Origin of the sequence: Acinetobacter sp. 1542444, assembly GCF_000581835.1 — a bacterium.
GTDB classification, from domain to species: Bacteria; Pseudomonadota; Gammaproteobacteria; order Pseudomonadales; family Moraxellaceae; genus Acinetobacter; species Acinetobacter pittii.
In genome coordinates this window covers 599,754-615,421 of sequence record NZ_JEYA01000001.1, presented here as the reverse complement: position 1 = coordinate 615,421, position 15,668 = coordinate 599,754, and the positions used below count along the sequence as shown (strand labels likewise).

Genomic DNA, 15,668 nt, shown 5'->3' with positions numbered 1-15,668 from the left:
CCAAGACTAGAACTAATCGGTTTATCCTTTTCAAGCCCATATACATCTCTGCAAACTTTAATATTTAATTGATATCCATATTCCGGAAACAAAACTAAAAATTAGATAAATAAATGCAGCAATAATTATGGAAAAAAGGACTATGATGACTCCGTTAGTGATATGGTCTCCATTGGTACCATTCTCAGTGTTTTCCTTGGGATTAATTATCATTGGGGTATTTAAAGATTTTTTTGCCTCATAGAATCCCCAGCCTATACCCAGCAAAACAATTAGTACCACAAAACCAACTCCAATATCATAAATAACTTCCTCAGCAGCATATTTATTATTTGAAGCTGAAACACACTTTTCAAAGTATTTTTTTTCAATTTCAGACAGTGTGGAGATTGATTTTTGATCTTTAAACATATCTTTAAAATGGATATTGCATGTCTCAATAAATTCTTCTTTATCGTCAGTTCCATCTCCCTCGTAATTACTTGGACGTGAAATATATATTGAACTATGTGTAGTTGTAGCCATCTAATTACAGTAATTTACATACAAAATGATAGTTTAATTGATAGTAAAAAATATTCAATTTAGGCCTTACTCAAATGAATCAAAAACCAATGGCAATGACATTTCAAACCTTTCATATGATTTTTATAAAGCCTTATCTCAAAATAGTAAAAATTAATATATTCTTTTGGATACTTACTAACTAAATTATAAAAGTGCCGTTCACTTATTAAGGATGTGCATTTAATTTTTTGGCTTCTAATTTTTAGATTTATTCACCTTTTTATCTTTATGAGTTTCGATAAATTTATACTCTTTATTTTTAAAAATAGCATTTATTTAATTTAAATTATTCAATAGAATAACAATGTAAAATCTTGATAAGAAAACAAAATATGATGTGGATTAAATTTATAATATACCCTTTGGGGATGTTTGTACTGTGGCAAATTATTTTCATAATTACGCAACTCTCTTTAACATACCTAAATACGCCACAAGTTCTTGTAGCTATACTTTCATTGATCATAAATTGCGGTATGCAAATTTTGATTGGTTATAAAATCCCTCAATTAGCACCAAAATATAAATTTGTAGCGAGTGCTACATACATTATTCTCTTCACCTTTTTGTTAGCAATCTATTCAACAACTATTTTATTAGAAGGCTTAAAAGTTGCTCCTCAAGCAATTTGGCTAGGTTATTTGTTTTTCCATGTAGTTGGAATGGCTCTATACTTTGCTAATAACACAGATGAGTTCTGTTTGGAAAATTTACTGAAGTAGCTCAGCCTATTGTCCCCTGCTTTATTTTTATAATTTTTTCAAAAAACATCATATTAGACAAATTTTCGTATAAATTACCCTTCTAAATGAGCTGGGTAATCTAAAGGAATGAAATGACGCTTAAACAACTAAAAGCTTTTTTAGCCCTTGCGCGTACACTCAACTATGCTAATGCCTCTTTAGAGCTACATCTAAGCCAGTCTGCTTTAAGTCTTACCATCAAAAGCTTAGAGGAAGAATTGGGCGGTAAACTGTTTAACCGTAATACTCGCCGTGTTGAGCTTACACAAGAAGGTAAATCACTCATTCCTTATGCTAAAAAATTACTCGCCAATTGGGATGAAATGGAAAACGATGTTAAACAACGTTTTAAGCTCAATCGTGGAACTTTAAGTATTGCCTCAATGCCCTTTGTGACCCATGCAATTTTGCCGGAGGTGATTCATCAATTCTTAGAACTTCATCCCAATCTTAACTTTTCAATTCACGATATTCCCAATGAAACCATTATAGAAAAAGTACAAGATGGTATTTTCGAGCTTGGTATCTGCTTTGAACCTGATCTCACCGAAGGCCTAGAGTTCAAACCACTATTTGAAGAAGATTTCTTAGCTCTATTACCAAAGACTCACCCACTTGCTCAATCATCTTCTATTACATGGCAAGAGCTTTGTTCAAATCCATTCGTGACATTGCAAAAACCTTCAATTGTTCGATATTTAGTTGAGCAAAATTGTTTGCGAAATAATATAACGCTCGATTTGAAAGTTGAATGTCATCAAATTTCATCACTCTCAAGCTTTGTGGCTTATGGAATTGGGGTGAGTGCAATTCCAAGGCATTTTGCTAAACACATTGATAAAGAACATAACGTACTCATTGAGTTAAAGGATGAATCTATTCATAAGACTGTAGGAATTGTTTATAAAAAGAACTTTGAAATTTCAAATATTTCGACTCAATTTATTGAAGCTTTGATTCAATATAAATTTTAAAAAATTAAAGACTGCTTTTTAGGATGAGCTAAGCATACGCTTAAACTAAAATTATTAATTATTATAATTTTCAATGATATGAGGTGATTTTTTAAAGTATTTTGCTTTATGTTCGTCTGATCTTTTGTAGACGATTTGAAACCATTCATTGATTATACTTATTAATCATTTAAAAAAATTAACTTCTATAACGCAAAATGTGATGCTAAAACTAAGATTACTAAGGGATATAGGATAACAATAGAATGAATAAAGTTTATGCCAATGCAGAGGCAGCACTAAAAGACGTTATTGCAGATAATCAAACACTTGCCGTAGGTGGTTTTGGTTTATGTGGAATTCCAGAAAAACTGATTGTTGCAGTTAAGCAAAGTGGTGTGACGGGTCTCACATGTATTTCAAATAACGCAGGTGTAGATGATTTTGGTTTAGGTATTTTGCTTCAAACAAAACAGATCAAAAAAATGATCTCTTCTTATGTTGGTGAAAACAAAGAATTTGAGCGCCAATACTTAAATGGCGAACTTGATGTAGAACTTACTCCACAAGGTACATTAGCTGAAAAGTTACGTGCTGGCGGTGCTGGTATTCCTGCGTTCTATACTCAGACTGGCGTCGGTACACTCATTGCCGAAGGTAAAGAAGAACGTACCTTTAATGGCAAAAACTACATTTTAGAAGAATCTTTAACAGCAGATGTAGCTCTTGTTAAGGCCTATAAGGCAGACAAGGCTGGTAACTTAGTGTTCCGTAAAACTGCTCAGAATTTTAACCCTGAATGTGCGATGGCTGGCAAAATTACAATCGCCGAAGTTGAACAGGTTGTTGAAATTGGTGAATTAGATGCGGATGAGATCCATTTAGCGGGTATCTATGTAAACCGCATTGTACTTAATGCGTCACCTGAAAAACGCATTGAGCATAAAACTTTAAGCACGGAGGCAGTATAAAATGGCTTGGTCACGCAATGAAATGGCACAACGTGCTGCAAAAGAACTTGAAGACGGTTTTTATGTCAATTTAGGTATTGGCTTACCTACCCTCGTTGCTAATTATATTCCTGAAAATATTAATGTTTGGCTTCAATCTGAGAATGGCCTATTAGGTATTGGTGAATTCCCGACTGAAGAAACTGTTGATGCTGATTTAATTAACGCCGGTAAACAAACGGTTACTGCTCGTCCTGGCGCAGCATTTTTCTCAAGCTCAGAATCTTTTGCCATGATCCGCGGTGGCCATGTCAACATTGCAATTTTAGGCGCAATGGAAGTTTCCGAAAATGGTGACTTAGCGAACTGGATGATTCCTGGCAAGAAAGTCAAAGGTATGGGCGGTGCCATGGATTTGGTTGTTGGTGTCCAAAAAGTTGTAGTGCTTATGGAACACTGTGCAAAAGATGGTACGCCAAAGATCGTTAAAAACTGTAGCCTACCTTTAACAGGTAAAGGTGTGGTTCATCGCGTCATTACTGACTTAGGTGTAATGAACATTACACCACAAGGCGTAGAGCTGATTGAACTTGCTAAAGATGTCACGCTTGAACAGATTCAAGCTGCTACTGGCGTTGAGTTTTATAAAACCTTAGTCGCGTAAATTTTAATTTTTAGTAAGCCAGATAAGACTTAAGTTAGAAAGTGAGCTTAAGTCTTAGCCCTTTTAAGCACCGGATGTGCTGTCTATAAATAAGAACGAGAAGGATTTTTTCAGCTATGGAAAAACAGCAAGGAATTTTTGAAAGATTTGCTCTTCGGATTAGTGACTGGTCTGAAAAATGGTTTCCTGATTCATATATTTTTGCATTACTTGGCGTCATTATCGTGTCAGTTGCCGCTTTAGGTATTGGTGCACCTATTCACGATGTTGCGACTTCCTTCGGTAACGGTTTCTGGAGTCTTATTCCCTTTACCCTGCAAATGACGATGCTCATTATTGTAGGTTATGTCGTTTCTGTATCTAAGCCCGTAAAGTTCCTAATCCTAAAAATGGCACGTATTCCAAATTCTGGACGTGGTGCTATTGTTCTAGTTGCAACCGTCAGCTTGTTAATTTCACTGGTCAATTGGGCAGTAAGCACGATTCTTACTGCACTTTTAGTGATTGCATTAGCAAAACGTAAAGAGCTGAATATGGATTACCGTGCAGCGGCAGCGGCAGCAATTATTGGTATGGGGGCAACTTGGGCACTTGGAATCAGCTCTTCGGCAGCACAGCTTCAAGCGAATAAAACCAGTTTACCTGAGTCAATTTACAACCTAACTGGTGTTATTCCATTTACTGAAACGATTTTCCTTTGGCAATCAATTGCGATGACCATTATTTTGGTCATTGGTTCAATCGCAATCGCGTATTGGTCAGCTCCAAAAGGTAATAATGTTAAAACGATTGATAGTTTTGATGTGCAGTTTGAAGAAGACAAACCACACGAGGAAAAATCTAATCGTCCAGGTGACTGGTTAGAAAACTCGCCTATCTTAACGATTATTGTGGTCGCATTAGGCTTAATCTGGATGTTTTTTGAATTTTCAAAAAGTAATCCAATCATTGCTATTTCAAGTTTAAACACCTACAACTTTGTGTTTTTAATGCTTGGTTTAGCGTTACATGGCACACCACGAAACTTCTTAAATGCTGTTTCAAAGGCAGTTCCAGCTGTATCAGGAATCTTAATTCAGTTTCCACTTTACGGAAGCATCGCTTTTATTATGACGCAAGCTTTAAATAGCCAAGATTTATCGCTGTCGCATTATATAGCTGAGTTTTTCGTTTCAATCGCCTCAAAAGAAACCTTTGCAATTGTGATGGGAATTTACTCTGCGATTCTTGGGTTCTTCGTGCCATCTGGCGGTGGAAAATGGATTATTGAAGCCCCATATGTCATGCAGGCAGCAAATGATTTAAAAGTTCATTTAGGCTGGTCTGTACAAATTTATAATGCAGCCGAAGCTTTACCGAACTTAATCAATCCGTTCTTTATGCTTCCAATGTTAGGCATTCTAAAACTAAAAGCAAAAGATGTGATCGGTTTTACAGTCACTCAGCTCGTTGTGCATTTTCCGTTAGTTTTATTTTTATTATGGTTCTTTGGAAGAACACTTAGCTACACCCCACCTACTTTTTAATTTACTGGCGCCTTTAGTTTCGGCTAAAGGAAAATTTAGCAAATACATCAATAAGAGATATTAAGATGAGTTCAATTGTTATAGTTTCAGGTAGCCGTACTGCAATGGGCGGTTTTCAAGGCAGCCTATCGGCTTTAACTGCACCAGAACTTGGCGCTGCTGTTATCCGTGAATCGATCCAACGTGCTGGTGTTGCACCTGAACAAGTAGATGAAGTTATTTTTGGTTGTGTATTGAGTGCAGGTATAGGTCAAGGTCCTGCTCGTCAGGCGATGCGTAAAGCTGGTGTACCTGATCATGTCGGCGCAGTTACCATTAATAAACTATGTGGCTCTGCCATGAAAGCGGTGTTAATGGCATCTGATACTCTAAAAGCAGGCAGTGCCAATATTATTGTAGCTGGCGGTATGGAATCTATGACCAATGCACCTTATATTTTACCGAAAGCTCGCGGTGGTTACCGTATGGGTCATGGTGAAATTAAGGACCATATGTTTTTAGATGGTCTTGAAGATGCAGAAACAGGCCGCTTAATGGGTTCTTTTGCTCAAGACATGGCAAATACCAAAGGCTTTACCCGTGAGCAAATGGATGACTTTGCAATTTCTTCACTTAAAAAAGCGCAAACTGCGATTACGGAAGGTTACTTCAAAGAAGAGATTGTTCCTGTTGAAGTAAAAACACGTAAAGGTGTTGAAGTTATCGATCAAGATGAACAGCCATTAAAAGCGAATCTTGAGAAGATCCCAACATTACGTCCAGCTTTTAGTAAAGATGGGACAATTACAGCTGCTAACTCAAGCTCAATTTCTGATGGCGCTGCTGCTTTAGTACTCACCACTGAAGAATATGCTCAAAGTCATGGTTTAAATACTTTGGCAAAAATTGTTGCAACATCTACTCACTCACAACATCCAAGCGAATTTACCATTGCTCCGATTAGTGCAATTCAAAAAGTACTTAAGCGTGCTGGCTGGTCTGTTGATGAGGTAGATGCTTGGGAAATTAATGAAGCTTTTGCAATGGTAGCAATGGCGCCAATTCATGAACTCGGCATTGATGAAGCAAAAGTAAACGTCCATGGCGGTGCTTGTGCTTTAGGCCATCCAATTGGCGCAACTGGTTCAAGAATTATTCTTTCTCTTATCTATGCTTTAAAACGCCTTGGTAAAAAGAAAGGTGTTGCTGCATTATGTATCGGTGGTGGTGAAGCTACAGCTGTCGCGATTGAAATCTAAAAATCAAACTACCAAGAAGATGTAAGCATTTTTCTTACATCTTCTTTTTTTAGACTTTAAAAAGTTCATAGCAGGTTTGACGGAACCATTTATGACTACTTTTATGATGGCAAGACATATGCCAATGTTGTTTAACATCATAAGTTGGAAAGTCTAGAGGTGCAGGTAAAATCTGTAAATTTTCTCTCACCAATAAGACTTGGCTTAAATAATACGGTACCGTTGCGATCGCATCTGTTTCTTGTACGACTAATCCCACTCCAAGATAGCTCGGTAATCGAATTAAAATATTTCGATCCAATCCTTTATTCTGTAATTCATTTTTAATATGGTAATGCCCAATTCCCGCGTCAATATCGATATGATACTCGCGCATATAATCATCTAAAGTAAAATTATTTGGGTCTAAACGAGGATGGCTCTTAGAGCTAATCACAACATAATGTTGTTTAAAAAACTTTTGTTGATAAAAGCCTTCTTCTAATTGGGGTAAAAAGCCAATTGCAAGATCAATCTCACCATTTGCCATTTGATAGCTGGTTTCCGGCGTAATCGGCCTAATATTCAAGCGAATTAAAGGGGCTTTCTCTTTTAAATAGTTTGTTAATTGCGGTAATAAAACCAGATGAGATACATCTGTCATCGCAATTGTAAAAAGCTGATCTGAAGTTAGCGGATCAAAATTCACACTAAAATTATTAATGCTTTCCACTTTATCAATCACTTCACTAATGAGTGGAAAAATCTCCTTTGCTAATTCGGTTGGAATCATTTCATTCCCAACACGAATAAAAAGTGGATCATTAAAATGCTGACGGATTTTGTTCAGTCCATTACTAACGCTCGGTTGTGTAAGACCAATAGCATCAGCAGCCATTGAAACACTTTTAAACCGATAAATATGATAAAAAATATTTAGTAATCTACTATCTAGATCAAACAAAATTGTCTCCGTCTGGATCAAATAATCCATTCAAAAGGAATAAAATCAGGCACAGCATATCTAAAAATGCTCACTAGATTTCTGAATTATTGATATATGGTCTAAATTAACAAAGAATCTAGACCATGAGCAATGCTTTATAAAGCCTTTCATCATAAAGACAAAGGTATGAACTCTTTGATTGATTACTTTGTATGTAAATATCTTGAGGACATTACATATCATTATAAATTTTAATCATGCTGAGTTTGGAAGCCCTTCCAGATTTGCTGAACTGATTTGTTATCACTCAAGTTATTTTTAAAAATATAAATATCTTGTGGCAGACAATATTCGTTATGGTCCAACATGACCAATTTTCCGGTAGCGAGATCTTCCTCTACATTAATTTTTGGAATCCATGCTACACCTAAACCTTGTAATACAAGCTCTTTCAAGTTAGTGGCATTGTCAGTTTCATATAAGGTTTTATAGATCAGTTTACCTTCAATTAATTGATCGACCAATTTGCGCAAATAAGCATGTTTACTATAAGCAAGTAATGAAAAATTACTCTGAATTGTATGCTTAGGCGTATGATCTGCTTCGGTAGCTGACACTGGAACAATCTCTGTTTCAGCGATCTTGATGCCACTTAAAATATCATCACCAACTCGATTAATATTAGATCGATCTGCATAACAAATCATAAAATCGCAGGCACCTTCTTTTAAAAGAGATAAACCTTCACCACTATTTGTTGCGACAATTTCAATTTTTAAATCACGCATAAATGTTGGGAATTTTTTTAAAAAAGTGGTTAAAAAACCTGATGCTAATGAATGAACAACACAGAAACGAATCGTAGATTCGGTTTCATTTTTGATGTTTTTAATCAGCTTTGCTGTTTCTTCTACCTGCTTCTCAATATTTTTAGACATCACCAGCATAATCCGCCCAATGTCTGTAAATTCAATATTATTTTTATTATTTCGAATAATAACTTCAGCTCCGATCATCTCTTCTATTTGCTGAATTCTACGCGTAAACGCGGATTGACTAATAAATCGTTTTTCGGCTGCTTTTGAAATAGAACGCTCACGCTCAAGTGTCAAAAGGTCTTCTACCCAACGTACTTCTAAGTTCATTTTATGCATTCCCTTTTTATATTTATGTCCTTAATCTGTCTGGTTGGGAAGCTGAATAAATAGCTGAATAGATGAATAAAAACTATAAAACATGGGAGTACCTGCAAAAATGCGATGGAGGGTTGGCAAAGCCAAACAATAAAAGTAAGTATTTAAATAATTTTGACATAGAAAAGAGCGTAAGAGAATAAAAGACTTTGATTTAACTCAATAACTCATACAAATATAAAATTATTACTCTAAAAATTATTTTAAATCAAAAAGTAAGGAGCATATAACGCAAGTAAATAACAAGTTTTAAGTTAATAAAAAATAGAAATAATCCTATGCTTTACTCATGTTTTATTTTTTATAAAAAAAGTCCGCACCTTGGGGAAGAATACGGACTGTAAAACTGAAAATGACTATCTTGCTTATTTCTGGAATTAAGCTCTCTGACTCAATAAATTCATTTAAATCAGAAGATATGCTTGTAGTATAGCTCAGTCCATAAAACCTGACTATTCTACTAAAGTATTTAACTTAAGATTGAATAAAAACCGAATTTCTAATATTCACCAATGAGGTAATATAACTTTCTTGAAATTTCAACCATCATATTAGAAGTATATTGAGTAATTTCAAAAACTTGCTTTTTCTGAGGATTGAACACCATATTGTCATTTTCATCACTAAAAAAGATATAAGTGGTGTATTTATCCATATGGTGGATATGCTCTTTTAAGCTTAATTTTTCCCCAGAATTGGGATCATAGGCGATAAACTTCATTCTCATGAATTTTGTCTCTATACATACAGTCTTTTACCCAAATTTTAAGAAAATCTAGATAAAACAATATTTTGATGGATAATATGGAATGGTTAACCTAAGAACTAAGGCTACTTGTAAGATATGGGCACAATACTATTAGCCTTGTTTACCGAGGTTTCAGCAGAAGCGATTGATTGCTCTGCTTCTTTAAGCAGACGAGAAGTTTTAGACTCACTTTTCTCTTCACCGTGGAAAAGCACATAGTATGTAAAACTTCCCAAAATAATTAATGCGGCTGTGACTTTTAACATAAACTTAAAACTAAGATTTTTTCGTATTATAGTGTTTTTTATGTGAAATGCATCACATTTTTATATGAATTTGTTAGATAGGCTTCACTTTAAAAGCTAATAATAAAGATAATTAAGTTGATATTTCACTTAAATTAACTAATCTTAATTTTTGCAATGGGTTGCTTTTAAAAATTAGATGACCATTCATTGTATCAAGCAAATTTTGAAATTAACTTCATCTAATTATTAAGTTATTAATTTATATAGTTAAATTAATAGTTTAAAATGAACTCTCCTAGTTAGTTGACTATAAAATTAAAAAACTGATATGCAAAAAATGCATAATTAACTTGATAAATGCATTAGAAGTGAAGCATTTCGAAATCTAATATGAATTATCTTCTTTACTAATTCGAAGTTTAATGATGAACGCTGAAATTACCACCCGTATTGAGAAGGATCTTATTGGTTATAGAGAGATCAATAATAACGACTACTACGGAGTTCAAACATTACGTGCTCTAGAAAACTTTAATTTAACTCAAAGCAAGGTCGGAAATTTCCCTCACCTTATTAAAGCTTTAGCAATGGTAAAGCTTGCTTGTGCTGAAGCGAACTATAATCTTAAAAGCTTAGATCAGACTAAATTTGAAGCGATTGAATACAGCTGTAATCAACTTATTCGTGGTAATTTTCACGACCAGTTCCCAATTGATATGATGCAAGGCGGTGCTGGTACTTCAACCAATATGAATGCAAATGAAGTATTAGCAAACGTCGCTTTAGAATATATGGGACACGCAAAAGGCCAATATCAACATTTGCATCCTAATAATGACATTAACATGTCACAGTCAACAAATGACGTGTACCCTACTGCGATTCGCTTAGGTTTGTTATTAAGCTTAGATGAACTAAATCTTCCTTTTAACAACTTAATCTTAAGTTTCCGCAATAAATCTCAAGAATTTGCTCATATTCTAAAAATGGGCCGTACACAGTTACAAGACGCTGTGCCAATGACATTAGGTCAAGAGTTTGGTGCTTTTGCAGTAACTTTACAAAAGGACCTTGAGCAAATTAATACGCTTATTCCAAATATTTTAGCGTATATGAACCTTGGTGGCACGGCGATTGGTACGGGAATTACTACTGAATATAGTTACCGTGAACTTGCGATTCAAGCGCTTGCAAAAATTTCTGGTAAGAAAATTAAGTCTGCTCCTGATCTAATCGAAGCAACTTCAGATATGGGTGACTTTGTTCTTTTATCTGGTTTATTAAAGCGTACCGCAACTAAACTTTCAAAAATTGCCAATGACTTACGTTTACTTTCAAGTGGTCCACGTACTGGTATTAATGAAATTAATTTAGAAGCTCGCCAACCAGGTAGCTCGATCATGCCGGGTAAAGTAAACCCAGTTATTCCTGAAGCGATGAACCTTGCTTGTTTCCAGATCATTGCAAATGACTTGGCTGTAACTTTAGCTGCTGAAGCGGGTCAATTACAGTTAAATGCAATGGAACCACTTATTGCATTCAAACTGTTTGAATCTATGGATTTGCTTGGTAAGGCAATGGCAATGTTCCAAATTAAGTGTATTGATACAATTACGGCGAACCCTGAGCATTGTAAAGCTTTGGTTGAAAACTCAATTGGTATCGTGACTGCACTTAACCCATATCTAGGTTATGAAACTACAACTCGTATTGCTAAAACTGCAAACGAAACTGGACAAAGCGTATTGGCTTTAGTTCAAAATGAAGGTTTATTATCGGCACAAGTGCTTGATGATATCTTGTCGATTAATAATATGGTTAAACCAAAAATGTCGGCTTAATTCCTGAAATAAAAAAAGGAGCTTTTATAAGCTCCTTTTTTTATTTGTTCTATAACTTTTAAAAACTAAAAGTTGTAGAGAACTGAGCTGTACGTGGGTTACCTAAGAATAGATAGTCATCACCCATAAATGCACCTACATCACGCCAATATTTCTTATTAAATAAGTTATCAATATTAAATCTAAAAGTTGTGTCATGCCCAGCAAAATTTGTTTTATAGGCAGCACCAATATTAAAGACGCTATAACCACCTACTTTTGCCGTTCCCTCTTTGTTTGCATATTTACTGCTACTGTATTGCATACCACTGAGTAATCTTAACCCTTCAACGGAAGGTACTTTATAAGATAACTGCGCAGTTGCGCGGACTTTTGGTACATTTTGAGTTTGATGCCCTTTGTAGCTGTCATTATCAATATCAACTAGACGAGATTTGGTATAGGTAATACCTGAACTTACATCGAGTTTATCAGTTAAAGCACCTGTTAAACCTAATTCAATACCTTGATTGTGTTGTTCACCTTGTGAAACAAAATCGAAAGTTCCTTCTGCATTCACTTTGCTATATTGATTGTCTTGTTTTAAATCAAAAATAGCTGCTGTTACTAAGAAGTTCCGAATTTGTTGCTTAATACCAATTTCATATTGTTCAGAGTTTTTAGGAGATAGAACTTCTAGAGCATTATTAGCGAACCACGGAGCTTCACCACCATCCGATAAACCTTTGGCATATGAAGCATAAAGGTTAGTCCCAGCAGTTGGACTATACATGAGCGCTAATTGTGGCAAGAACTTGTTTAAGTCGGTATCACGACTTTGTTGCCCATCTGAATTATAAGCTTGCTCATCAAGATGAATAAGTTTTCCACCGAGTAAAGTTGACCATTGATCATTAAATTGAACTCGGTCAGATATAGTAAATGCAGTCTGATCACTTTCTAAGGCTTTATAACGATCACCTAAGCTTTCCGATGACGGACTATAGTCAATCGTATCTTCATAGATATTGCCTGTTCCTACCGCTACATTCAGTGGTGTATGGTGCTTTAAGGTTTTATATGTACGTTGTAATTCGAAAGCGATTTGATGCTGGATATTAGCAGTGTTGAATTGACCATTTAACCCAGCAGCGAACTGGTTAGTAATACGTGTATCATCTGGGCTGCGGAAGTCATAAATGTCATAATTTCCGTGTTTATCAAAAGTATTGCCCAAACCAGAATATTCACAAATATCGTTATAACATCCCCATGGGAAAGCACTATTATCATCAATCACAACACGGCTTTGTGATGCACTTAAGCTACCATTCCATTGATCGTTAAATGCATATTGATATTTCAAACTTGCATTTACACTGTTATTTACAACAGGTTTACTCCAAGACTGATAACCCAATAAACGGTCTTGATCTACATTTGTTGGTACTTCTTGCCCATCAAACAGTTGATAACCTGGTACTGAACGTTGACTTTGATGCTGTGCTTCAATATCAAACAATAATTTAGAACGCTCATTAATTTTCCAGTCTAAAGCAACTGAACCAAACTCACGCTTACCATTTGCGTGATCAACATTTGGATGGATGCTTTCATGGGCTAAATTGATTCGATAACCCAAACTATCATTAACAAAGCCGCCAACATCTGTTGCCAGTGTATAGCCGCCTTCTGAATTTGCATCTACAGTAATGTTTTTAACATCGGCTGGTCTTTTGGTTACATAGTTAACCACACCACCCGGCGTCGACATTCCAGATTGAATTGCAGAAATACCTTTTAAGATTTCAACTTGTTCTTTATTTTCTAAAGCCACATTTTGTTCGCCACGTATAGTATGGCCATTAATAAGATAACTTGAGCCTAAATCAAGCGCAAAACCACGTGCTACAAAATTTGGATAGTAGCCAATTGCAGCGTAGCCATCGCCTAACGAAGAATCGCTTTTAATAACATCAGTTAAAGTTTTTGCGTGTTGGTCTGCTATACGCTCAGAGGTAATGGTTGTAATAGATGCAGGAACTTTCTTTACATCACTAGTTTGAAAACCAGATAAATTAACTTTTTTAGACGGATATAGTGCATCATTATTTTGTGTAGCATTCACAGTAATGGTTGGGAGCTGCGAAACCTCCGCTTCATTTGCATAGACGGCAGATGTTATGAGTGCAATAGATGAAGCCAATGCTGTTTTAGAGCATGTCATGAAGTGAAGATTTATCGAACGTCTTTCCATTGAATAACTCCCTGCCATACCGTGCATAATTCTAAAGCGCTAGAAATGAGTGCGGAGTCTATTTTTAGCCACGCAAGAATACAGCTACATATATTGAGAAACAATACATTCTGTACTTTTTCGATTAAGTGTATTTGATACAAATTTTATGAACTTATCATTATATAAATTTCATTTATTTTATTAGGAATTGACGCTATAACTTTTTAAGTATTACCAAATATTCAAAATAAACTTAAGCTCGAAATGAAACTTAAAAGGAGAAATGAAATAGAAAAGTACCGTTGTAAATTAGCTCACTGATTTTAAATAGAATTAATTATTAAGTTAAATGAAAGGAAGTGTTCGATCATTGGTAAAATTATCTTTAAATCGAACAAAAGGACGTAATCTTACTAGAAACGAATTTTAAAATTAGAAAAAATGAATGGTTAGGAATTTAAGGAAGTGCTCAGGATTGAGTGATATTTAAAGTTTCATTCTATTTTCTATCCAGCATATCTAAAAATTCCTCATTTTTGTCTGCAAAATGATGGAAGAAATATGACATACACTCAGGAAGAAAAACGTAGCAGAATACGTGGGATTGTAGGCGCAGCCTCTGGTAATTTAGTTGAATGGTTCGACTTTTATATCTATGCAGTATTTGCTGCCTACTTTACTCAAGCATTAACAGCACCTGATATGGATAGTACGACTAAATCTATCTATGTTTGGGGCGTATTCGCTGCAAGCTTTTTTATGCGTCCTATTGGTAGTTGGGTATTTGGACGAATTGCAGACCGACATGGTCGAAAAAAGTCGATGGTCATCTCAATTTGTCTGATGGCTTTGAGTTCTTTTCTATTTGCAGACCTACCTACTTATGACCAAGTTGGCTTATTTGCCCCTTTTCTTTTACTGGTAGTGCGCTTACTTCAAGGCTTATCGGTTGGTGGTGAATATGGTGCAGTAGCAACATATATGAGTGAATTAGGCTTAAAAGGCCAACGTGGTTTTTACTCGTCTTTCCAATATGTCACCCTCTCTGGTGGTCAATTACTTGCCAGCTTACTTGGTGTAATTTTATTAACGTTCTTAAGTGAACAACAATTACATGATGGTGGATGGCGTATTCCGTTTGTTATTGGTGGTATTGCAGCAATTTTTTCTTTGCTTGCACGTAGTCGCTTAGAAGAAACACTTTCTCATCAAGATAGCGAACGAAAAGAATCTGGTAGCTTAAGAGAACTCTTTAAGAAACATTGGAAAACCTTTTTATTGGTGGTTGGATACACTTCTGCTGGTTCATTAACGTTTTATGTAGAGACCGTTTATTCAAAAACCTATTTAACCAATTTAGGGATGGATGGAAAAACCGTTGGTTATATCATGACCTTCGCCCTATTTGTCTATATGTGTGCTCAACCTGTATTTGGTGCAATTTCCGACCGTATTGGGCGACGCTCTTCAATGCTGGCCTTTAGCTTATTGTCCGCCATTTTTATTTACCCCGTCATGGTGATCGGGATGCGTGCCTATATTGATTCGCCGATCATTATTACCTTGCTACTTATTTTTATGATGATGTTACTCAGCTTCTATACTTCTATTAGTGGTTTGGTAAAAGCGGAGATGTTCCCACCTCATGTACGAGCTTTAGGCGTAGGTTTTTCGTATGCAGTAGGTAATGCGCTGTTTGGTGGTTCTGCACCTTCGGTTGCCTTACAGTTCAAAGCTGCCGGAATTGAAAATACCTTCTTTATATATGTCATTGTCATGCTGATTATCTGTTTCTTATGTAGCCTTGCGCTTCCGAAAAAACCAGATTATTTAGAACATGATCATTAAGTAAAT

General features: G+C 35.5%; 14 protein-coding genes. 8 read left to right on the top strand and 6 right to left on the bottom strand.

The features are described 5' to 3' along the window. Positions 1 to 57 precede the first annotated feature (57 nt). Entirely contained in the window at positions 58 to 411 is a 354-nt protein-coding gene (locus tag J580_RS0103965; protein WP_081403583.1) for a hypothetical protein, read from the bottom strand. Between the two features lie 488 nt (positions 412 to 899). On the opposite strand from J580_RS0103965, the gene J580_RS23680 reads away from it, so the two are divergent. The 6 genes from J580_RS23680 (at position 900) to J580_RS07300 (ending at position 6,641) form a co-directional block, all read left to right on the top strand. After that, a complete protein-coding gene (locus J580_RS23680; protein ID WP_032003613.1) occupies positions 900 to 1,289 on the top strand; it encodes a hypothetical protein in 390 nt (129 codons plus the stop codon). A 113-nt stretch (positions 1,290 to 1,402) separates the two neighbouring features. Continuing rightward, positions 1,403 to 2,284, top strand: a complete 882-nt coding sequence (locus tag J580_RS07320) for a LysR family transcriptional regulator (protein ID WP_014206698.1) — start codon at positions 1,403 to 1,405, stop codon at positions 2,282 to 2,284. 245 nt (positions 2,285 to 2,529) lie between these two features. Next, positions 2,530 to 3,234, top strand: a complete 705-nt coding sequence (locus tag J580_RS07315; protein WP_014206697.1) for a CoA transferase subunit A — start codon at positions 2,530 to 2,532, stop codon at positions 3,232 to 3,234. A 1-nt stretch (position 3,235) separates the two neighbouring features. Further along, positions 3,236 to 3,877: a 3-oxoacid CoA-transferase subunit B gene (locus J580_RS07310; protein ID WP_032003612.1), complete on the top strand. Its 642-nt coding sequence runs from the start codon at positions 3,236 to 3,238 to the stop codon at positions 3,875 to 3,877. A 116-nt stretch (positions 3,878 to 3,993) separates the two neighbouring features. Continuing rightward, positions 3,994 to 5,403, top strand: a complete 1,410-nt coding sequence (locus J580_RS07305; RefSeq protein ID WP_032003611.1) for a short-chain fatty acid transporter — start codon at positions 3,994 to 3,996, stop codon at positions 5,401 to 5,403. A gap of 65 nt (positions 5,404 to 5,468) precedes the next feature. After that, positions 5,469 to 6,641 (top strand): thiolase family protein, encoded by a 1,173-nt coding sequence (locus J580_RS07300; RefSeq protein WP_032003610.1) that lies wholly within the window; start codon positions 5,469 to 5,471, stop codon positions 6,639 to 6,641. Positions 6,642 to 6,690: 49 nt separating this feature from the next. Here the strand turns inward: J580_RS07300 and J580_RS07295 are convergent, their stop codons facing one another. The 4 genes from J580_RS07295 to J580_RS07285 form a co-directional block, all read right to left on the bottom strand. After that, positions 6,691 to 7,584, bottom strand: coding sequence for a LysR family transcriptional regulator (locus J580_RS07295; protein ID WP_003651675.1), 894 nt, complete (start codon positions 7,582 to 7,584; stop codon positions 6,691 to 6,693). 233 nt (positions 7,585 to 7,817) lie between these two features. Next, positions 7,818 to 8,711: a LysR substrate-binding domain-containing protein gene (locus tag J580_RS07290; RefSeq protein ID WP_002113716.1), complete on the bottom strand. Its 894-nt coding sequence runs from the start codon at positions 8,709 to 8,711 to the stop codon at positions 7,818 to 7,820. 547 nt (positions 8,712 to 9,258) lie between these two features. Continuing rightward, entirely contained in the window at positions 9,259 to 9,480 is a 222-nt protein-coding gene (locus J580_RS0103955) for a hypothetical protein (RefSeq protein ID WP_014206692.1), read from the bottom strand. Positions 9,481 to 9,590: 110 nt separating this feature from the next. Beyond that, a complete protein-coding gene (locus tag J580_RS07285; RefSeq protein WP_002113649.1) occupies positions 9,591 to 9,773 on the bottom strand; it encodes a hypothetical protein in 183 nt (60 codons plus the stop codon). A gap of 404 nt (positions 9,774 to 10,177) precedes the next feature. Here J580_RS07285 and J580_RS07280 point away from each other — a divergent pair, with 404 nt between their 5' ends. Next, on the top strand, positions 10,178 to 11,596 hold the full coding sequence (locus J580_RS07280; RefSeq protein WP_032003609.1) for an aspartate ammonia-lyase: 1,419 nt from the start codon (positions 10,178 to 10,180) through the stop codon (positions 11,594 to 11,596). Positions 11,597 to 11,654: 58 nt separating this feature from the next. On the opposite strand, the gene J580_RS07275 is transcribed toward J580_RS07280, so the two are convergent. After that, on the bottom strand, positions 11,655 to 13,859 hold the full coding sequence (locus J580_RS07275; protein ID WP_032003608.1) for a TonB-dependent siderophore receptor: 2,205 nt from the start codon (positions 13,857 to 13,859) through the stop codon (positions 11,655 to 11,657). 516 nt (positions 13,860 to 14,375) lie between these two features. Here J580_RS07275 and J580_RS07270 point away from each other — a divergent pair. Next, complete coding sequence (locus J580_RS07270) at positions 14,376 to 15,662, top strand: MFS transporter (protein ID WP_032003607.1); 1,287 nt, start codon at positions 14,376 to 14,378, stop codon at positions 15,660 to 15,662. Positions 15,663 to 15,668 lie beyond the last annotated feature (6 nt).

Coding starts and splice junctions, on each gene's coding strand:
- J580_RS0103965 (WP_081403583.1), bottom strand. CDS start 411: ATGTTTAAAGATCAAAAATCAATCTCCACACTGTCTGAAATTGAAAAA.
- J580_RS23680 (WP_032003613.1), top strand. CDS start 900: ATGATGTGGATTAAATTTATAATATACCCTTTGGGGATGTTTGTACTG.
- J580_RS07320 (WP_014206698.1), top strand. CDS start 1,403: ATGACGCTTAAACAACTAAAAGCTTTTTTAGCCCTTGCGCGTACACTC.
- J580_RS07315 (WP_014206697.1), top strand. CDS start 2,530: ATGAATAAAGTTTATGCCAATGCAGAGGCAGCACTAAAAGACGTTATT.
- J580_RS07310 (WP_032003612.1), top strand. CDS start 3,236: ATGGCTTGGTCACGCAATGAAATGGCACAACGTGCTGCAAAAGAACTT.
- J580_RS07305 (WP_032003611.1), top strand. CDS start 3,994: ATGGAAAAACAGCAAGGAATTTTTGAAAGATTTGCTCTTCGGATTAGT.
- J580_RS07300 (WP_032003610.1), top strand. CDS start 5,469: ATGAGTTCAATTGTTATAGTTTCAGGTAGCCGTACTGCAATGGGCGGT.
- J580_RS07290 (WP_002113716.1), bottom strand. CDS start 8,711: ATGAACTTAGAAGTACGTTGGGTAGAAGACCTTTTGACACTTGAGCGT.
- J580_RS0103955 (WP_014206692.1), bottom strand. CDS start 9,480: ATGAAGTTTATCGCCTATGATCCCAATTCTGGGGAAAAATTAAGCTTA.
- J580_RS07285 (WP_002113649.1), bottom strand. CDS start 9,773: ATGTTAAAAGTCACAGCCGCATTAATTATTTTGGGAAGTTTTACATAC.
- J580_RS07280 (WP_032003609.1), top strand. CDS start 10,178: ATGATGAACGCTGAAATTACCACCCGTATTGAGAAGGATCTTATTGGT.
- J580_RS07275 (WP_032003608.1), bottom strand. CDS start 13,859: ATGCACGGTATGGCAGGGAGTTATTCAATGGAAAGACGTTCGATAAAT.
- J580_RS07270 (WP_032003607.1), top strand. CDS start 14,376: ATGACATACACTCAGGAAGAAAAACGTAGCAGAATACGTGGGATTGTA.